The sequence below is a fragment of the Psychrobacter sp. P11G5 genome, from assembly GCF_001593305.1.
Lineage (GTDB): Bacteria > Pseudomonadota > Gammaproteobacteria > Pseudomonadales > Moraxellaceae > Psychrobacter.
Genome location: NZ_CP012533.1, coordinates 2110459 through 2125206, shown reverse-complemented (window position 1 = coordinate 2125206; position 14748 = coordinate 2110459). Strand labels below are relative to the sequence as shown.

General features: G+C 40.8%; 13 protein-coding genes. 10 read left to right on the top strand and 3 right to left on the bottom strand.

The genetic code is table 11. From position 1 onward, the window contains the following. Positions 1–172 precede the first annotated feature (172 nt). The 5 genes from AK825_RS08585 to AK825_RS08565 all read left to right on the top strand — a co-directional run bounded on the left by AK825_RS08585 (position 173) and on the right by AK825_RS08565 (position 3844). Positions 173–475, top strand: coding sequence for an integration host factor subunit beta (locus AK825_RS08585; RefSeq protein ID WP_068036291.1), 303 nt, complete (start codon positions 173–175; stop codon positions 473–475). 147 nt (positions 476–622) lie between these two features. Further along, positions 623–1030: a lipopolysaccharide assembly protein LapA domain-containing protein gene (locus AK825_RS08580; protein WP_068036289.1), complete on the top strand. Its 408-nt coding sequence runs from the start codon at positions 623–625 to the stop codon at positions 1028–1030. Between the two features lie 78 nt (positions 1031–1108). Further along, a complete protein-coding gene (gene pyrF / locus AK825_RS08575) occupies positions 1109–1810 on the top strand; it encodes an orotidine-5'-phosphate decarboxylase (RefSeq protein ID WP_068036287.1) in 702 nt (233 codons plus the stop codon). Between the two features lie 242 nt (positions 1811–2052). Then, complete coding sequence (locus tag AK825_RS08570; RefSeq protein WP_068036285.1) at positions 2053–2850, top strand: metallophosphoesterase; 798 nt, start codon at positions 2053–2055, stop codon at positions 2848–2850. Between the two features lie 160 nt (positions 2851–3010). Next, complete coding sequence (locus AK825_RS08565; RefSeq protein WP_068036283.1) at positions 3011–3844, top strand: histidine phosphatase family protein; 834 nt, start codon at positions 3011–3013, stop codon at positions 3842–3844. A gap of 115 nt (positions 3845–3959) precedes the next feature. Here AK825_RS08565 and rpsT read toward each other — a convergent pair whose 3' ends face one another. Further along, positions 3960–4226 (bottom strand): 30S ribosomal protein S20, encoded by a 267-nt coding sequence (rpsT, locus tag AK825_RS08560; RefSeq protein ID WP_058369082.1) that lies wholly within the window; start codon positions 4224–4226, stop codon positions 3960–3962. A 457-nt stretch (positions 4227–4683) separates the two neighbouring features. Between rpsT and AK825_RS08555 the strand changes: the two genes are divergently transcribed. The 5 genes from AK825_RS08555 to AK825_RS08535 all read left to right on the top strand — a co-directional run bounded on the left by AK825_RS08555 (position 4684) and on the right by AK825_RS08535 (position 12263). Then, positions 4684–5394, top strand: coding sequence for an NAD-dependent epimerase/dehydratase family protein (locus AK825_RS08555; protein WP_068036281.1), 711 nt, complete (start codon positions 4684–4686; stop codon positions 5392–5394). 60 nt (positions 5395–5454) lie between these two features. Further along, entirely contained in the window at positions 5455–5970 is a 516-nt protein-coding gene (gene rraA, locus AK825_RS08550; protein WP_227514156.1) for a ribonuclease E activity regulator RraA, read from the top strand. A gap of 277 nt (positions 5971–6247) precedes the next feature. After that, positions 6248–9958: a transcription-repair coupling factor gene (gene mfd / locus AK825_RS08545; protein WP_068036278.1), complete on the top strand. Its 3711-nt coding sequence runs from the start codon at positions 6248–6250 to the stop codon at positions 9956–9958. 148 nt (positions 9959–10106) lie between these two features. Further along, positions 10107–10538 carry an HIT family protein gene (locus AK825_RS08540; protein ID WP_068036275.1) on the top strand — a complete coding sequence of 144 codons (432 nt, stop codon included), beginning with the start codon at positions 10107–10109 and terminating at the stop codon, positions 10536–10538. A 324-nt stretch (positions 10539–10862) separates the two neighbouring features. Then, complete coding sequence (locus AK825_RS08535) at positions 10863–12263, top strand: adenylate/guanylate cyclase domain-containing protein (RefSeq protein ID WP_068036273.1); 1401 nt, start codon at positions 10863–10865, stop codon at positions 12261–12263. Between the two features lie 131 nt (positions 12264–12394). On the opposite strand, the gene fdx is transcribed toward AK825_RS08535, so the two are convergent. Together fdx and hscA are read right to left on the bottom strand one after the other, a co-directional pair. Continuing rightward, the gene (fdx, locus tag AK825_RS08530) at positions 12395–12733 is read right to left on the bottom strand and encodes an ISC system 2Fe-2S type ferredoxin (protein ID WP_068036271.1); all 339 of its coding nucleotides are present in this window, start codon (positions 12731–12733) and stop codon (positions 12395–12397) included. A 109-nt stretch (positions 12734–12842) separates the two neighbouring features. Next, entirely contained in the window at positions 12843–14723 is a 1881-nt protein-coding gene (gene hscA, locus AK825_RS08525; protein WP_068036269.1) for a Fe-S protein assembly chaperone HscA, read from the bottom strand. Between the last annotated feature and the right edge of the window lie 25 nt (positions 14724–14748).

Below are 14748 nucleotides of genomic sequence, written 5' to 3'. Positions count from 1 at the left end.
TTTTGACATTATATTAGTAACTTTTAAATGAGGGAGTTGGTTTAGATATTATGTTTCGCAATTAGCGTTAAGTTGTGAATCCAATGGTAGCTAGTACCTTAGTTAGCAAATATCTAATACTTTACTCATATAATCAAGATGATGACCATAAATTAATAAGGCAAGTGTAACAATGCAACAAGCGATTAATAAGTCCGACTTTATTAGTAATTTGAGTGTGAGCTGTGACACCATGACTGAAATGGTCGTTGATGATGCAGTACGAGAAATACTAAACCTAATGGTAGATACTTTGGCGAATGATGGCCGTGTTGAGGTTCGTGGTTTTGGTAGTTTCTGTTTGCACCATAGAAGAGCTCGTATGGGACGCAATCCAAAGACAGGTGAAAGTGTACCTGTACCTGCTAAAGCTATTCCACATTTTAAGCCTGGTAAAGCACTACGTGAAGCAGTCAACGATAAAGTAGCATCATAGTCAATACAGGGTGGTAATTAACAGAATAGGTATAAAATGATAGTTGTTTATGATTTATCATAAGCAATTATTATCTCTATTATTTACCATAATATTATTTGCTGTTATTGAGCAGATATTTCTATCTACTATTGAGGTATATGTATCATGCGCTTTTTATTGTTTGTCCTACTATTTTTAAGCTTTGCTTATGCGCTTGGTTTGGTATTAGCAAATAATACTGAAATCGGGGTAAATCTACTATTTTCGCAAGCACCTACGATGAATTTGGGATTACTGCTGATACTTTGCTTAATACTGGGTATCGTAATTGGCATGTTATTGGCGCTATTGATTTTCCGTGTATTACAAAACAAATGGGAAATCTCACGTTTGCAAAAGTTGAATGCTAATTTGCAAGAACAAGTGACACAGGCTAATGTTGTTATCGATCGTCAAGCAAATGCTCCAACGGTAGAAGAAGCTGTCTATGGAGCAAATACAGGCCAAGTACAAGACGAAGTAACTAATACCCTTGATGATGAAACTATGCTTACTAAACGTAAGCGAGATTAACTCGATTGATGAGTAATCTGATATTGATTTGTATAAAAATATGATGCTTTAATAACTCCGATATAAAATGGCACAATTATGAATAACAATGTGATAACTTCTCCAGTCATTGTTGCTTTGGATAATATGACTGTAGATGCAGCGTTAGCGTTGGCCGATAAACTAGATCCAACGTTATGTCGGTTAAAGGTAGGTAAAGAGTTGTTTACGCGTTGCGGTCCTTCGATTGTAGAAGCTTTACATCAACGCCAGTTTGAAGTGTTTTTAGATCTTAAGTTCCATGATATTCCTAATACTACCGCACAAGCTGTGTTAGCAGCAGCTGAGCTTGGTGTATGGATGGTTAATGTCCATGCAAGTGCAGGTTTAGAAGCGATGTCTTTAGCAAAGGAACGTCTGTTAGCAGGTAATTATAAAACGTTGCTAATTGCGGTAACGGTGCTCACTTCTATGAGCAAAGACAACCTAGTACAGATTGGTATCGCTGATGATTTAGATGATCAAGTGAGTCGATTAGCAAAACTTACTCAGCAAGCTGGTCTTGACGGAGTAGTTTGTTCAGCACAGGAAGCAAAAGCTCTGAAAACCCTGTGTGGCACTGACTTTAAATTGGTTACTCCAGGTATTCGGTTGCCTGAAGATAGCGCAGACGATCAGCAGCGTATTTGTACTCCGAAACAAGCTCTAAGCGATGGATCAGATTATCTGGTTATTGGTCGTTCAATCACTCAAGCGCCAGATCCTGCTGCTAAACTACAAGCGATAATAAAAGGTATTTAAGGTTTTTATTACTGTATAAATACTTTATTTACTTTTAAGAAATAATAAAAAGGACAGCTGAAAAGCTGTCTTTTTTACTTTTTGCTGGTAGATGGAAAAGTGCTACACTACCTTGATTTATGCTTATACCAATTCTAAAGATATAAGTAACTGTGTCAAACTCGCTTGGTCTGCTAGATGTAGTGCTTACGCGTGTTTTCTTGGATTTTTAGAATTGAAACTATTGGATAGTATTGGATAATATGAAATTACAGATATTGAGTGACTTACACATTGATAGTTATGCTCGTCAGTCACACCCTATCGGGCACATTCCTAAAACTGATGCAGACATAGTGCTAGTGGCGGGCGACACTGCCAATAGCGATAGTGGTATGCCATGGTTACAAGAGCAAGCTACGCGTCTACAAGTGCCTTTAATCACTATTGCGGGCAACCATGAGTACTTTAATGAAGATGTGCTACATTTCGATAAAAAGCTCGCTATGTGGGACAACTATAGCGAAACGTCAGGTCAAGGCGTACGAGTACTTCAATGCCAGCATATCGATATCGGTGATATACGTATATTAGGGTGTACGCTATGGACGGATTATCAGTATCAGGCCAACGAAGATACAATGGTGGTTGCTAAACGTTTTATGCGTGATTATAAGCAGATATATGCAGGTAGCGAGCTCTTCTCACCTGAGGTATCGATGCAGCTGCATGAAAAGCAGCGTCAGTGGTTAAAGCAAGCACTAATAACTGCACAGCAGCTAGGTAAAAAAACTGTTGTTATGAGTCATCACAGTATTAGCCCATTGTCAGTTTCTGAGAAGTATGCCACGCTGCCGAGCAATGCTGCATTTGTCAGTGATTTCTCTGCTTGGATGCATGAATCTTGGGCACCAATTCTATGGGTTCATGGACATACTCATGAAGCGTTCGACTATCGTATTGGCAATACACGTGTGATTGTCAATCCGCGTGCTTATCCCAATGAGGTCAGTAGCACCGAGATTGAGTTTGCGTGGGATAAGGTAATCGATATTGGTTAAAGTACTTTAGATTATGTTATTGGTTCATTGTAGTATCCATGAGTATGAACATTAATCCTTTTAAAGCTTGATTATTATGATGATTGTTAGCTATGTTTTTTATTGCTAGTCAGCTGTTATTTCGTTCACTACCGCTCAAAAATCTGCTACGCTAGCTACCATGAGTAAACTCCCTGATACCCCAAATTCCAAGCTGTCTGAGACGACAAAGCCTCTTAAGATGAGCGCGCCTGCACCCGCGCATCTGCCTGATAGCATGATATCCTCAGTCAGCTTGTTGCCTACTGACAAACGCCTGATTTTGTTTACCAGACACTCACTACGCGAACGCTCTGATGGTAATGGGTTTGCCAGCTATCAGCTACCATTGACTCCTAAAGGCCGAATATTAGCGAAGTCTTGGGGGCGTTGGCTAGCAGGTCATCTGCCATATTCTCTCGACGTAGATAGTATCTCAAGCCCAATCGGGCGTTGTATTGATACAGCGCAGCTAATGCAAGAAGGAGCTGGGTTACAGCGTGATATAGCCCATCAGTCGCTATTGGTTGAGCCAGGTAGTCTAGTGACTGAGCCTGATATTGCTAATGCAGTATTTAAAGAGATTGGTGTGCTCAATTTTATCAATCGCTTCTTGCAAGGGAATCTTGAAGGCACCAAAAATGCCTATCAAGGTGGTCTCGATATCTTATCGCTTTTTTATCAAAACCAGCCACAGCATGGACATTTAATGCTAGCTGTTAGCCATGATACGTTGCTGTCTGCTTTCTTAGCGGTAATGTTTGATGTGAGTGAGATTGATTGGAATGATTGGCCAAAAATGATGGAAGGCGTATTTTTATGGTTTGATGATAAGCCATTCGAGCAGGCTAATGCTTATTTTGTATGGCGTGGCGAGATTTATGTTCGTCCGATCAACACGTTGTTGGACAGCTACCGTGCTGCTGGTTTTCATCCTAGCAAACTATTATTACCACCAGAGGTAAAGTGGACATAATGACAAGCATGAATATTTGGGTTGCTGTTTTAACCATTACATTTTGAATAGACATAAAAAAACCTTGCCACTAGGACAAGGTTTTTTTGATAACCGGTTATTAACGCAGCTGATCTTAAGCTTGGAGAGCTTTGATAGCTTTGTTTAGACGGCTCTTACGACGGGCAGATTTATTCTTATGAATAATGCCTTTGTCAGCCATACGATCAAGAACAGGTACCGCTTTTTTGTAAGCTTCGGTAGCTGCGTCATAATCTTTAGATTCGATTGCCGCATCAACACGCTTTAAATAAGTACGAACCATAGAGCGTTGTGACGCTGAATTCTGGCGACGTTTAGTGTTTTGACGGGCGCGTTTACGAGCTTGTGCAGTATTAGCCACGCGTATCTCCTTTATGAAAGACAGATAAAAATATGAATGTTGATTGCAATAATGGGTTTAACAATCATCGGTGACGAGCAGCCGTCTCGCCAAACATGATGTCGATGCCAAATATAAGCCATCGCAAGCGTCAAGGCCATTTGGAATAATTAAATAGCTATGACGTGTAAAGCCGGACATCTTAGCAAATTATTGCGCTTAGAACAATATATTTGACCATCAAAGCGTAAAGAAGTTGTATGTATTGCCATACTAATCCCTATCTAAGGTGGAATATGAATAAATAAACGGCTAATATTCGAGCGTTTGATAAAAACTCTTACAATAAATCATGGATAGTAGCGACAGTTATAGGGTAACTTAGTTATGATACTGCGCTATGATTTCAAGATGATACGACTTGACGATTATAAATAGTTTTTATAACACTTTACGATTATGAAAAAATGGATAGGATATGCAGCAAAAAGCAATTTTAATTGGCGCGACAGGTTTGGTAGGTCAGCATCTTGTCAAACAGCTTAGCGAGCTCTATGATACTTTAATAGTGATTGCAAGGCGTCCGCCACGGTATATCAACGCTAGCATGAGGTTTTATCAAGTTAGTGACTTTGATAACTTAGCAGAAATTTTTGCAAATGTTGGTGCAGATCGAACGACGGATGCATTTAGCTGCCTTGGTACAACTAAAAAACAGGCAGGTAGTGATGAGGCATTTAGAAAAGTAGATCATGACTACAATGTGAATTTTGCCAAACTATGCCATGACAAAGGGGTTAAGAACTTTTTTTTACTATCCTCAATGAACGCTGATCTTGATAGTCGGTTTTTGTATAACCGAGTGAAAGCTGAAACTGAACAGTCGATTATGGCATTAGATTTCGAGCGATTGGCTATCTTTCGTCCTTCATTGTTATTGGGTAAGCATAAAGGTCGTCCACTTGAAAGCATTAGCCAAAAAGCTTTTCAAATCATCTCACCCTTAATTTCAGAGTCATTACCGCTACATCCTATTTCTGCCAAACGCGTGGCAATTGCTATGGCAATGACTGCTCATGATATTTATGAGCGTCGCAAGTATAGTGGATACCGTTCCGAGACTAAGCCTAGTACTACTGATATCATCGAAAATAAACAAATGCTGGCGATGACCCGTGTAAAAAAGTAAATCGTAAAACAACTGATAGTCATCAACAAGGAGTGTATAACTATGTCAGAATCAACAACAATGAATAAAGAAAACTTTGTAACCTGTGATCTGTTGGATGCCAATCCAGAGTCGCAGGTATGTTTGCCAAATATTGAAGGTAAATCTTTTTATAGCTTTGGAGCAAAAGATAAATTCTGCGGTGAGATTGTGACTGTTAAGTGCTTTGAAGATAATAGCCGTGTAAAATCATTATTGAATAGTGATGGCAAAGATAAGAATGGTGAAGGTAAGGTATTGGTCGTCGATGGCGGCGGTTCTATGCGTTGTGCCTTGCTTGGAGATATGATTGCACAGTCAGCGATAGATAATGGCTGGGCGGGTGTAGTGGTCTATGGCTGTGTTCGTGATGTAGATGATATGGCGCAGATGGAGATAGGGGTCATGGCGCTAGGTTGTATCCCGCGTAAATCTACTCGCCGCGATGAAGGCCAGACGGATATTGAAATTAGCTTTGGTGACTTGACTTTAAATTCTGGTATGTTTGTTTATGCTGATAATAATGGCATTATTGCTAGTAATAACTCACTACTTTAATAAGGTGCTTTATAGCTTAGGCTTATATTGTTGAGATATAAAAAGTATGTGCTGATTAATAACATTATAACAAGAGTATAAGAACCAACTCAAAATCTCAGCTCATAAGCTGAGATTTTCTTATTTACTAATATTATTCTTGAAATTAAAGGGCTAACTACTAATTGTCCAGTTTTTACTCCACTCTGAGTGACAAACCGTTACGGCATTAATTTTGGTCAATTGCGAAAATGTTCGTATAATAACTCCCAGACTCTTAACTTGATCCTACCTGCTTATGTCTATCACTGCTTTAACCGACGCCTTTGCTCCTATTAATCAGCAGCTATTTCCTATCCAAAACTCGCAGCGACGCTGGCTGGCACCTGTTCATGGTGCAGTCGGTAGTCTATGGCTGGCCAGTTTGGTTAAAACACCCATATGGGAGATGGCAGATCGTCTAAAAGTCGTTGTGGCTCGGGATCAAAATCAGCTCAATCAAATAGAAACTGAGCTGGCTTTTTGCGGTGTGGATGCTTACGTGTTTCCAGATTGGGAGACCTTGACTTATGATGAACTGTCTCCGCATCAAGATATCGTTAGCGAGCGGATTAATCTATTAACGGATATGCCAACGTCAGGTGTGTTACTTATATCAGTACAGGCTTTGATGCATCGTGTTGCACCGCCCAGTTGGCTGATTGGACAACACTTTGATTTAAGCATTGGTGATCAATTTGATATTAATACCCAACGTGAGCTACTAGCAAAGGCTGGTTACCGCGCAGTTGAAAATGTGTTCGAACCTGGTGAATTTGCGGTACGTGGGAGCATTATTGATATTTTTGCGATGGGGCAGCCATTTCCCCTGCGTTTAGATTTATTTGATGATGAGATTGAGACGATTCGTTTCTTTCATCCACAGACTCAGCGCACACTAACTAATGATGATCTAAAAGCAATGATGTCAGGTAATGACAGTAGTATGGGTCAAGAGTCGCTGTCGCTACTGCATAAACTGCCAGATATCTCTAAACCTATTCAGAAGTTTCAAATCTTACCAGCAAAGGAATTTCCTTTAGAAGAGGGGAAAGAAACTTTTCGCATGAACTTTGCTGAGATGTTCCCAAATGCTAGCAGCCGTAAGTTTGAGCTGCACAAAGATGTGATGGCAGGGATTGCCAGTAGTGGACTTGAATATTACCAGCCATTATTTTTTGATCTAAAAGATTGGCAGCAAGAAAGTAGTTTATTCACTTATTTACCTGAGGATGCTTTATTCATCACAGATGAGCTAATCAATGAGCGCCAAGCGGATTACTGGTCGCAAATCCAGCGCCGCTATGAGGAGCGCCGTCATGATATTGACAAGCCTATCGTGGCACCTGAGCTATTATATTTACTATCTAGTACTCTCAATGAGCATCTAAACAAGTATCCACGGGTAATATTGAGCGCGCGAGAAGAACTTGCATCTATGACAGATGTGGCCGCTATCGATGATGCGCAAGCAGCGCCAACATCTGCGTCTGCTCCGATGCAAAATAAGCAAGGCTTGGTGACACTTAGCACTCAAGTACCGCCGCAGCTATCAGTAAACCATCAAAAGGCAGAACCTTTAGCTGAACTATTGGATTTTTTACATCTGCAGGCAGAAACGGCTACACCAGTATTAATCGTTGCCGAAACTGCAGGTCGCCGCGAGATTCTCATAGAGCTGTTTAAAGGTAAAATTGATGTCAAAGCCTATGATAGCTTTAAAGAATTTTTAGCAGCAGATAGGACAAGCGCAGTAAATTCGAGTAATAAACCATATGTTGGTCTGACAGTGGCACCGATCGAACGTGGAGTCTACGTTCCCGAACGTTTGGTACTGATTAGTGAGACTCAGCTGTTTGGTAGGCAAGTACTGCAAACGCGTCGTCGTCGGCAAAGTGGCGTATCAGAAGAGTTTCTGGTTAAAAGTGTCACTGAGATGACTCAAGGCAGTCCAATTGTTCATATCGAACATGGTATTGGTCGTTATAACGGTTTAATTATTCTAGATGTGGGTGAGGGTGAGCAAGAGTTTATTCATCTGAAATACGCCGATGATGCCAGTATTTATGTGCCTGTCGCTAATTTACAAATGATTAGTCGCTATAGTGGCGGTGATCCTGCGCTTGCGCCTTTGCACAAGATTGGTAGTGGTAAATGGGATAAAGCTAAGCAAAAAGCATTACAACAAATACATGATGTTGCTGCTGAATTGCTCAACATGCAGGCAAGACGAGAAGCTAAAGTCGGTATTCATTTCAAAATAGACATCTCGCAGTATGAGCTGTTCGCTAGTCAATTTGCCTTTGAAGAAACGCCAGATCAGGCTAATGCCATCCATGCTGTCATGGAAGATATGAAGCAAAACCAGCCGATGGATCGACTCATTTGCGGTGATGTAGGCTTTGGTAAAACAGAAGTTGCCATGCGTGCGGCCTTCATTGCGGTCAGTGCTGGTTACCAAGTTGCGGTATTGGTACCGACTACTTTGCTAGCGGGACAACACGAAGACAACTTCCGCGACCGCTTCGCTGATTGGCCAGTACGTGTCGAAACCTTATCGCGTTTTGGTGGTAAAAAACATCAAGATACCGTACTGGCGGATTTAGCTGCTGGTAAAGTTGATATTGTGATAGGTACGCATAAGCTGCTACAGCCTGATGTTAAGTTTACTAATTTAGGATTAATGATAGTCGATGAAGAGCATCGCTTTGGCGTGCGTCATAAGGAGCGTATCAAGGCTATCCAGACCGATGTAGATAGTATGTCTATGACAGCAACACCGATACCTAGAACGCTCAACATGGCGCTCTCTGGAATGCGTGATATGTCGATTATTGCCACCCCACCTGCACGTCGTTTGGCCATTAAAACCTTTGTGATGCAAAAGACAGAAGCTTTAATGAAAGAGGCTATTTTGCGTGAGTTGCTACGCGGCGGGCAGGTATATTTATTGCATAATGATGTTGCTAGTATTGAGCGTATGGCAGAGACTATACGTGAGCTGGTACCAGAAGCGCGAGTAGGTGTGGCTCATGGACAGATGCAAGAACGTCAACTTGAACAAATTATGCAGCAGTATTACCATAAAAAATTCAATGTTTTAATCTGTACGACTATTATCGAAACCGGTATCGATGTACCTAATGCCAACACCATTATTATTGAGCGTGCTGATAAATTTGGTTTGGCTCAGCTGCATCAGTTGCGTGGCCGTGTCGGTCGTAGTCATCATCAAGCGTATTGTTATCTACTAGTACCGTCAATTAAAGGTCTCAAAGGCGATGCTAAGCGCCGATTACATGCTATCGAACGTGCTAATACGCTGGGTGCAGGCTTTATGCTGGCAAGTGAGGATTTAGAGATTCGCGGTGCAGGTGAGATATTGGGTAAACAGCAAAGTGGCAATATGCAGGCGATTGGATTTAGCTTATATATGGATATGTTAGAGCGTGCTACTAAAGCTATCAAAGCGGGTAAAGAGCCGGATTTAAATACACCGTTATCGCTGACTAGCGAGATTAATTTGCATAGCTCAGCTTTGATACCTGAAGAGTATCTACACGATGTGCATCAGCGCTTGTTGTTTTATAAACGGATCAGTAATGCCGATGATAAAGAAATCCTGATTGATATTCGCACTGAAATGATTGATCGCTTTGGTATACTACCAGACCAAACCAAGCATCTATTCGCTATTCATGGTCTGCGCTTACAGGCAGAGCCATTGAAGATTAATAAAATTGATGCCAATAGTAATAGTATGACGCTGGAGTTTGCACCAGATACCCCTGTTGATGCGTTAGCAATCATTAAACTGATTCAATCTGATGGTCAGCGTTATCGCATGAATGGCGCGTCAGGTATTCGTTATAGTGATGCGGATAAACTTGAAACACCGCAACAGCGAGTAACGGTTATCCAAGAGCTGTTACGCTATTTTAGCGAGCATATGGTAGCCGAACCTGCATAGATTCATTTGACGACAATTGGATACTAGATAAGTCGTATAAAGGGAATAGGTAATGGCGCTATTTTATCCAGTAGATAACTGATAAAATAGCGCCATTATATTTATTAACTTATTTCATTGATGTTTTATAACAAGAGAAGCCGTCATTATGTTCCAACTACATCCTAAGCTTGCTGCCGATAGTTTTTTAGTGGGTGATTTTCCACTATCGACATGTCGTTTGATTAATGACTGTCAGTTTCCTTGGCTGATTTTGGTGCCTCGTGTGTCAGGTATCAAAGAATTGTATGAATTATCTGAGTCGGATCAAACGCAGTTTTTACGTGAATCAAGTTGGTTATCAAGCCAACTTGCTAAAACGTTCCAAGCCGATAAGATGAATGTCGCGGCACTTGGCAACCAAGTACCACAGTTGCATTTTCATCATATAGTACGCTACCAAAACGATATGCAGTGGCCAAATCCAGTATGGGGTGTGCCTGCAATACCGTACACAAAAGAAGTATTGGCTCAAATGCAACAGACTTTAATGATTGCATTGCGAGGACATCATCAGATGCCGTTCGATTGGCAAATGTAATTAATACTTAACGGTTGAATATTTTGGTTATTAGATGGTTCAGTTTCATGCTACTTACCTTTTGCCATTCATTTCTGTTATACGTTATTATATGATTTCTATTGTACGTTGTTATATTTTAGACACTATTTATCGATATTGCTAAAATTGTAGAGCAATTGAAAATAGATAGTGTCTTTTTAGTTATTAATTACATATATTATATTGGGTTATATCCTTATAATATATGTAATTGTATCTCCTATTATTTTACTAACTAAAAATGAATTCTGAGTCTAAATTGCTCATTTTTTTCACTTCCTTTAACCTAAGTGAACATCAAGTATGTCTTTTTCTGTTATATCAAAATCACCGACTTCATCAGAGAATAACGAAGTCTCTCGGTTTGATTATCCAGAAATATTTGTCTTGCTACTCACCGTAGCACTTATAGCTGCGCATTTCGAATTTAATCCTAACTCAATGGCGTTACTTGTTATCGTCAGTCTGCCAAGTTTAATGATTCTAATTTATAACTATCAGCACCAATCGAGTTTTTGGACTTCTAATACTGTCATTATTCTTTTATCCACAGTCATTGGGAGCATGCAGTTTTGCACAGTGATGTCGCTGAGCCTTGCGCTACTAATTGGCATTCGAATTATCTTAAGTGATCCTGAGAATCGACTTAAACTGATTATGATATCTGCCATTACGGCCATGATGTTCTATTACGTCAGTATTACTTTAAGTCGTGAGGTGATGGATTGCAATGAAGGTTTATTATCACCGACCATATTGCTAGCTAGCATTGTTACTATATTCTGGCAATTCTGGAACGTATATCATAAATACTTAAATCATAAAAAAACTGCAAAGCAAGCGAAAGGGCGACTGAATACGATGGTATCAGTCATCAGTAAATTGACCCGTTTTATACCTCCACAAGTTTGGCAACCGATTGTAAAATCAGATAGTGTCGTACATGTGAACAACAAACGCGCCAAGCTGACTATTATGTTTTCGGACATTGCTGGGTTTACTGAGCTGTCTGATAGCTTAAGCTCTGACAACTTAGCTGATATTTTAAATACTTATATGAAATGTATGACTATCATTGCTAACAGACACGGTGCGATGCTGGATAAGTTTGTTGGTGATGGCATGGTATGTTTCTTTGGTGAGCCTAATAGTCGAGGGACACGGCAAGATGCATTGGACTGCGTGGCTATGGCAATTGATATGCGCCGTGAAATGCGTAGTTTGCGACAGGAATGGCGCTTGATGGGCTTTGAAGGTCTATATGTGCGTATTGGTATTACTACTGGTTACTGTCATGTGGGGAATTTTGGTAGTAATAATCGCATGAGTTATACCATTATTGGTAAAGAGGCTAACCTTGCATCTCGTCTTGAGTCGATAGCAGGAAAGGGAGATATTCTTATTAGTCAAAGAACTTATGATTATGTTTGCCATGATTATGAATGCGAATACGCTGGCACTTATCAACTAAAAGGTTTCGATAGTAGCATCAATGCGTGGCAGGTTTTAGACCCTGACGCTAATAAAGGCCGCTTATCTAAGTGGGTAGACCATACGCTACCAGGTTTTAACTTACATCTAAACTTCAAAGATATGCAAAATTACGACTACAAAGAGATTAAAAACAAATTAAATTTTGCCCTTGAACGTATCGAAAAAGAAGAAAAGATAATGGCTCCTGATAAAGAGGGAAAGGGTAAATAGAGTAGTAAACACTAATTTAAAAACCTTATAAGTAAAGGGCATTTGAATCTAAAACAAATAAAAAGCCAGCTATTACAGTGTAATAGCTGGCTTTTTATTGCAGAAAATATTACTTGCTGATAGCGTAGCGCTTAATGATTTTCTTTTGCATGGTTGAGCGTATATTTAGGTATCTCGATGGTTAAGTCTTCATCTTCAAGCATAACCTGACAAGATAGGCGTGAGTCAGGCTCTAATCCCCAAGCACGATCAAGTAAATCGGCTTCGATATCATCCATCTCATCTAAGCTGGTAAAGCCTTTACGGACTACCACATGACAGGTGGTGCAGGCTTTTGACATCTCACAAGCATGCTCAATCTTAATGCCTTTTTCCAATAGCGCTCTGCATAAGTTATTGCCAGCTTCTAATTCGACTTCAGTGCCTTCAGGGCAAATTTCGTGATGCGGTAGTACGGTAATCTTTGGCATAAATTGTCTTTCCAATGCTAATCAATTAAAAAAATGAAAGATATAAGAGGTCAGCTTAGTATAGTCGCTAATCTATATTCTTAGGCGTATGTATTATTAAACGTATCTACTACCAATCTTTGGCACTAGTACCTGCCATGCTGGCTTTAACGCTTTGATTCATAATACGAGCAGCAAAGGAATCACTATGTGGCTTGAGCTTTGCTTGCTGTGCCTCAATAAGTGGCAAGTCATCTGTACTAAGTGTTGTTTGTAGTGCTTGTATTTGCTCAGCTAATGATTGCTGTTCATCAGTTGTCAGTAGGGCTGCGAATTCTTTGAGCGCAGATTGTAAAGCAAGCACTTCACGCTCAGCTTCTACTTTGGTCTCAATTAAAGAGCGCGCATTTTTATCTGCTTCCGCGTATTTAAATCCTGCCACTAGTAGCTGCTCTTTTTGCTCATCTGATAGTCCATAAGAAGGTACAATCTCAATCTTACTTTCTGTCTTGGTAGTGGTTTCTTGAGCACTGACTGTTAGCTGTCCGTTGGCATCAATACTAAAGGTTACCTCAATACGTGCAAATCCAGCTTTCATTGGTGGAATACCGTATAGCTCAAAGCGTCCTAGTGAACGACAGTTATCAACTGTTTCGCGCTCGCCCTGTACCACATGAATCACCATGCCTGTTTGACCATCTTGATAGGTGGTAAACACTTGGCGTTTTTTGACAGGAATAGGCGTATTGCGTGGAATCAGTACCTCAACCAGACCACCCATGGTCTCAAGACCGAGCGATAACGGCGTTACGTCTAACAGTAATAAGTTATTGTCACTATCACCGTTGACCAATTGATGTGCGGTTTGGGCAGCACCTAAAGCCACCACTTCATCTGGGTTTAGACGGCAAAGCGGCTCTTTAGCAAAAAACTCAGTCACTACTTGCTGTACAGCAGGCATACGGGTAGAGCCACCGACTAAGATAACTTCATCTAAGTCCGAAGTAGATAGCTTGGCATCACGCAGTACTTGTTCACAGACACTTATCGTGCGGCGGCTAACGGGCTCTGCAATAGCCAGCAAGTCTTCACGGCGTAACACGCCTTGATAAGACTGCTCATTGACAGTGATATCGATATCGACTTGTTCAGCATCAGTCAGCGCTTGCTTATAAGCTTTGGCTTGTTGTGCCAGTATCGACTTGTCATGACGGCTCACGTCTGTAGGATCGATGTGTAATTGCTTGATAAGCCAATTAGTCATTAGACGGTCAATATCATCACCACCTAATGCACTATTACCACCAGTTGCCAATACTTCGAAGACGCCATCATTTAGCTTTAAGATAGAAACGTCAAAAGTACCACCACCCAAATCATAAATTAAGTAATAGCTTTCTTTATTACTATCTTGTGTAGGCTGATCGAGACCATAGGCAACGGCTGCGGCGGTCGGCTCATTTAATAGACGCAGTACATTGATACCAGCCGCTTGCGCCGCATCTTTAGTCGCTTGACGCTGAGCTTCATCAAAGTAAGCAGGAACGGTAATTACCGCACCTTCAATACTGTCTGCAGGTAATGCAGTGGTGGCGCGTTGCTCAAGCGTTGCCAATATCCGCGCTGATACTTCAACAGGCGATACTTCCCCTTGAGCAGTAACGAATGCAGGCATATCGTCTTTATTGCCACTCAATTCATAAGGGTGGGAGAATTTGATATCAGCTTGGCTACGACCCATAAAGCGCTTAGCCGAGACGATCGTATTTTTTGGATCATCCGCTAAGTGTGCTAGAGCATCATAGCCGACTAATGGGTTGCCTGTGCTTGGATAGTAGACGACAGAAGGTAGTAAAGTGTCATTAGCTGCGCCTGCTTCTAAGACTTGCGCCTTGCCTGAGCGTACCACAGCGACCAATGAGCGTGTGGTACCAAGATCGATTCCCAGACCAAAACGATGCTGGTGAGGTTGGGCGCTTTGATTGGGTTCGGCAATTTGCAATAAAGACATAAGATAACTCAGAGATAAAATGAAT

Coding starts and splice junctions, on each gene's coding strand:
- AK825_RS08580 (WP_068036289.1), top strand. CDS start 623: ATGCGCTTTTTATTGTTTGTCCTACTATTTTTAAGCTTTGCTTATGCG.
- AK825_RS08585 (WP_068036291.1), top strand. CDS start 173: ATGCAACAAGCGATTAATAAGTCCGACTTTATTAGTAATTTGAGTGTG.
- fdx (WP_068036271.1), bottom strand. CDS start 12,733: ATGCCAAAGATTACCGTACTACCGCATCACGAAATTTGCCCTGAAGGC.
- AK825_RS08570 (WP_068036285.1), top strand. CDS start 2,053: ATGAAATTACAGATATTGAGTGACTTACACATTGATAGTTATGCTCGT.
- pyrF (WP_068036287.1), top strand. CDS start 1,109: ATGAATAACAATGTGATAACTTCTCCAGTCATTGTTGCTTTGGATAAT.
- hscA (WP_068036269.1), bottom strand. CDS start 14,723: ATGTCTTTATTGCAAATTGCCGAACCCAATCAAAGCGCCCAACCTCAC.
- AK825_RS08540 (WP_068036275.1), top strand. CDS start 10,107: ATGTTCCAACTACATCCTAAGCTTGCTGCCGATAGTTTTTTAGTGGGT.
- AK825_RS08555 (WP_068036281.1), top strand. CDS start 4,684: ATGCAGCAAAAAGCAATTTTAATTGGCGCGACAGGTTTGGTAGGTCAG.
- AK825_RS08535 (WP_068036273.1), top strand. CDS start 10,863: ATGTCTTTTTCTGTTATATCAAAATCACCGACTTCATCAGAGAATAAC.
- mfd (WP_068036278.1), top strand. CDS start 6,248: ATGTCTATCACTGCTTTAACCGACGCCTTTGCTCCTATTAATCAGCAG.
- rraA (WP_227514156.1), top strand. CDS start 5,455: ATGAATAAAGAAAACTTTGTAACCTGTGATCTGTTGGATGCCAATCCA.
- AK825_RS08565 (WP_068036283.1), top strand. CDS start 3,011: ATGAGTAAACTCCCTGATACCCCAAATTCCAAGCTGTCTGAGACGACA.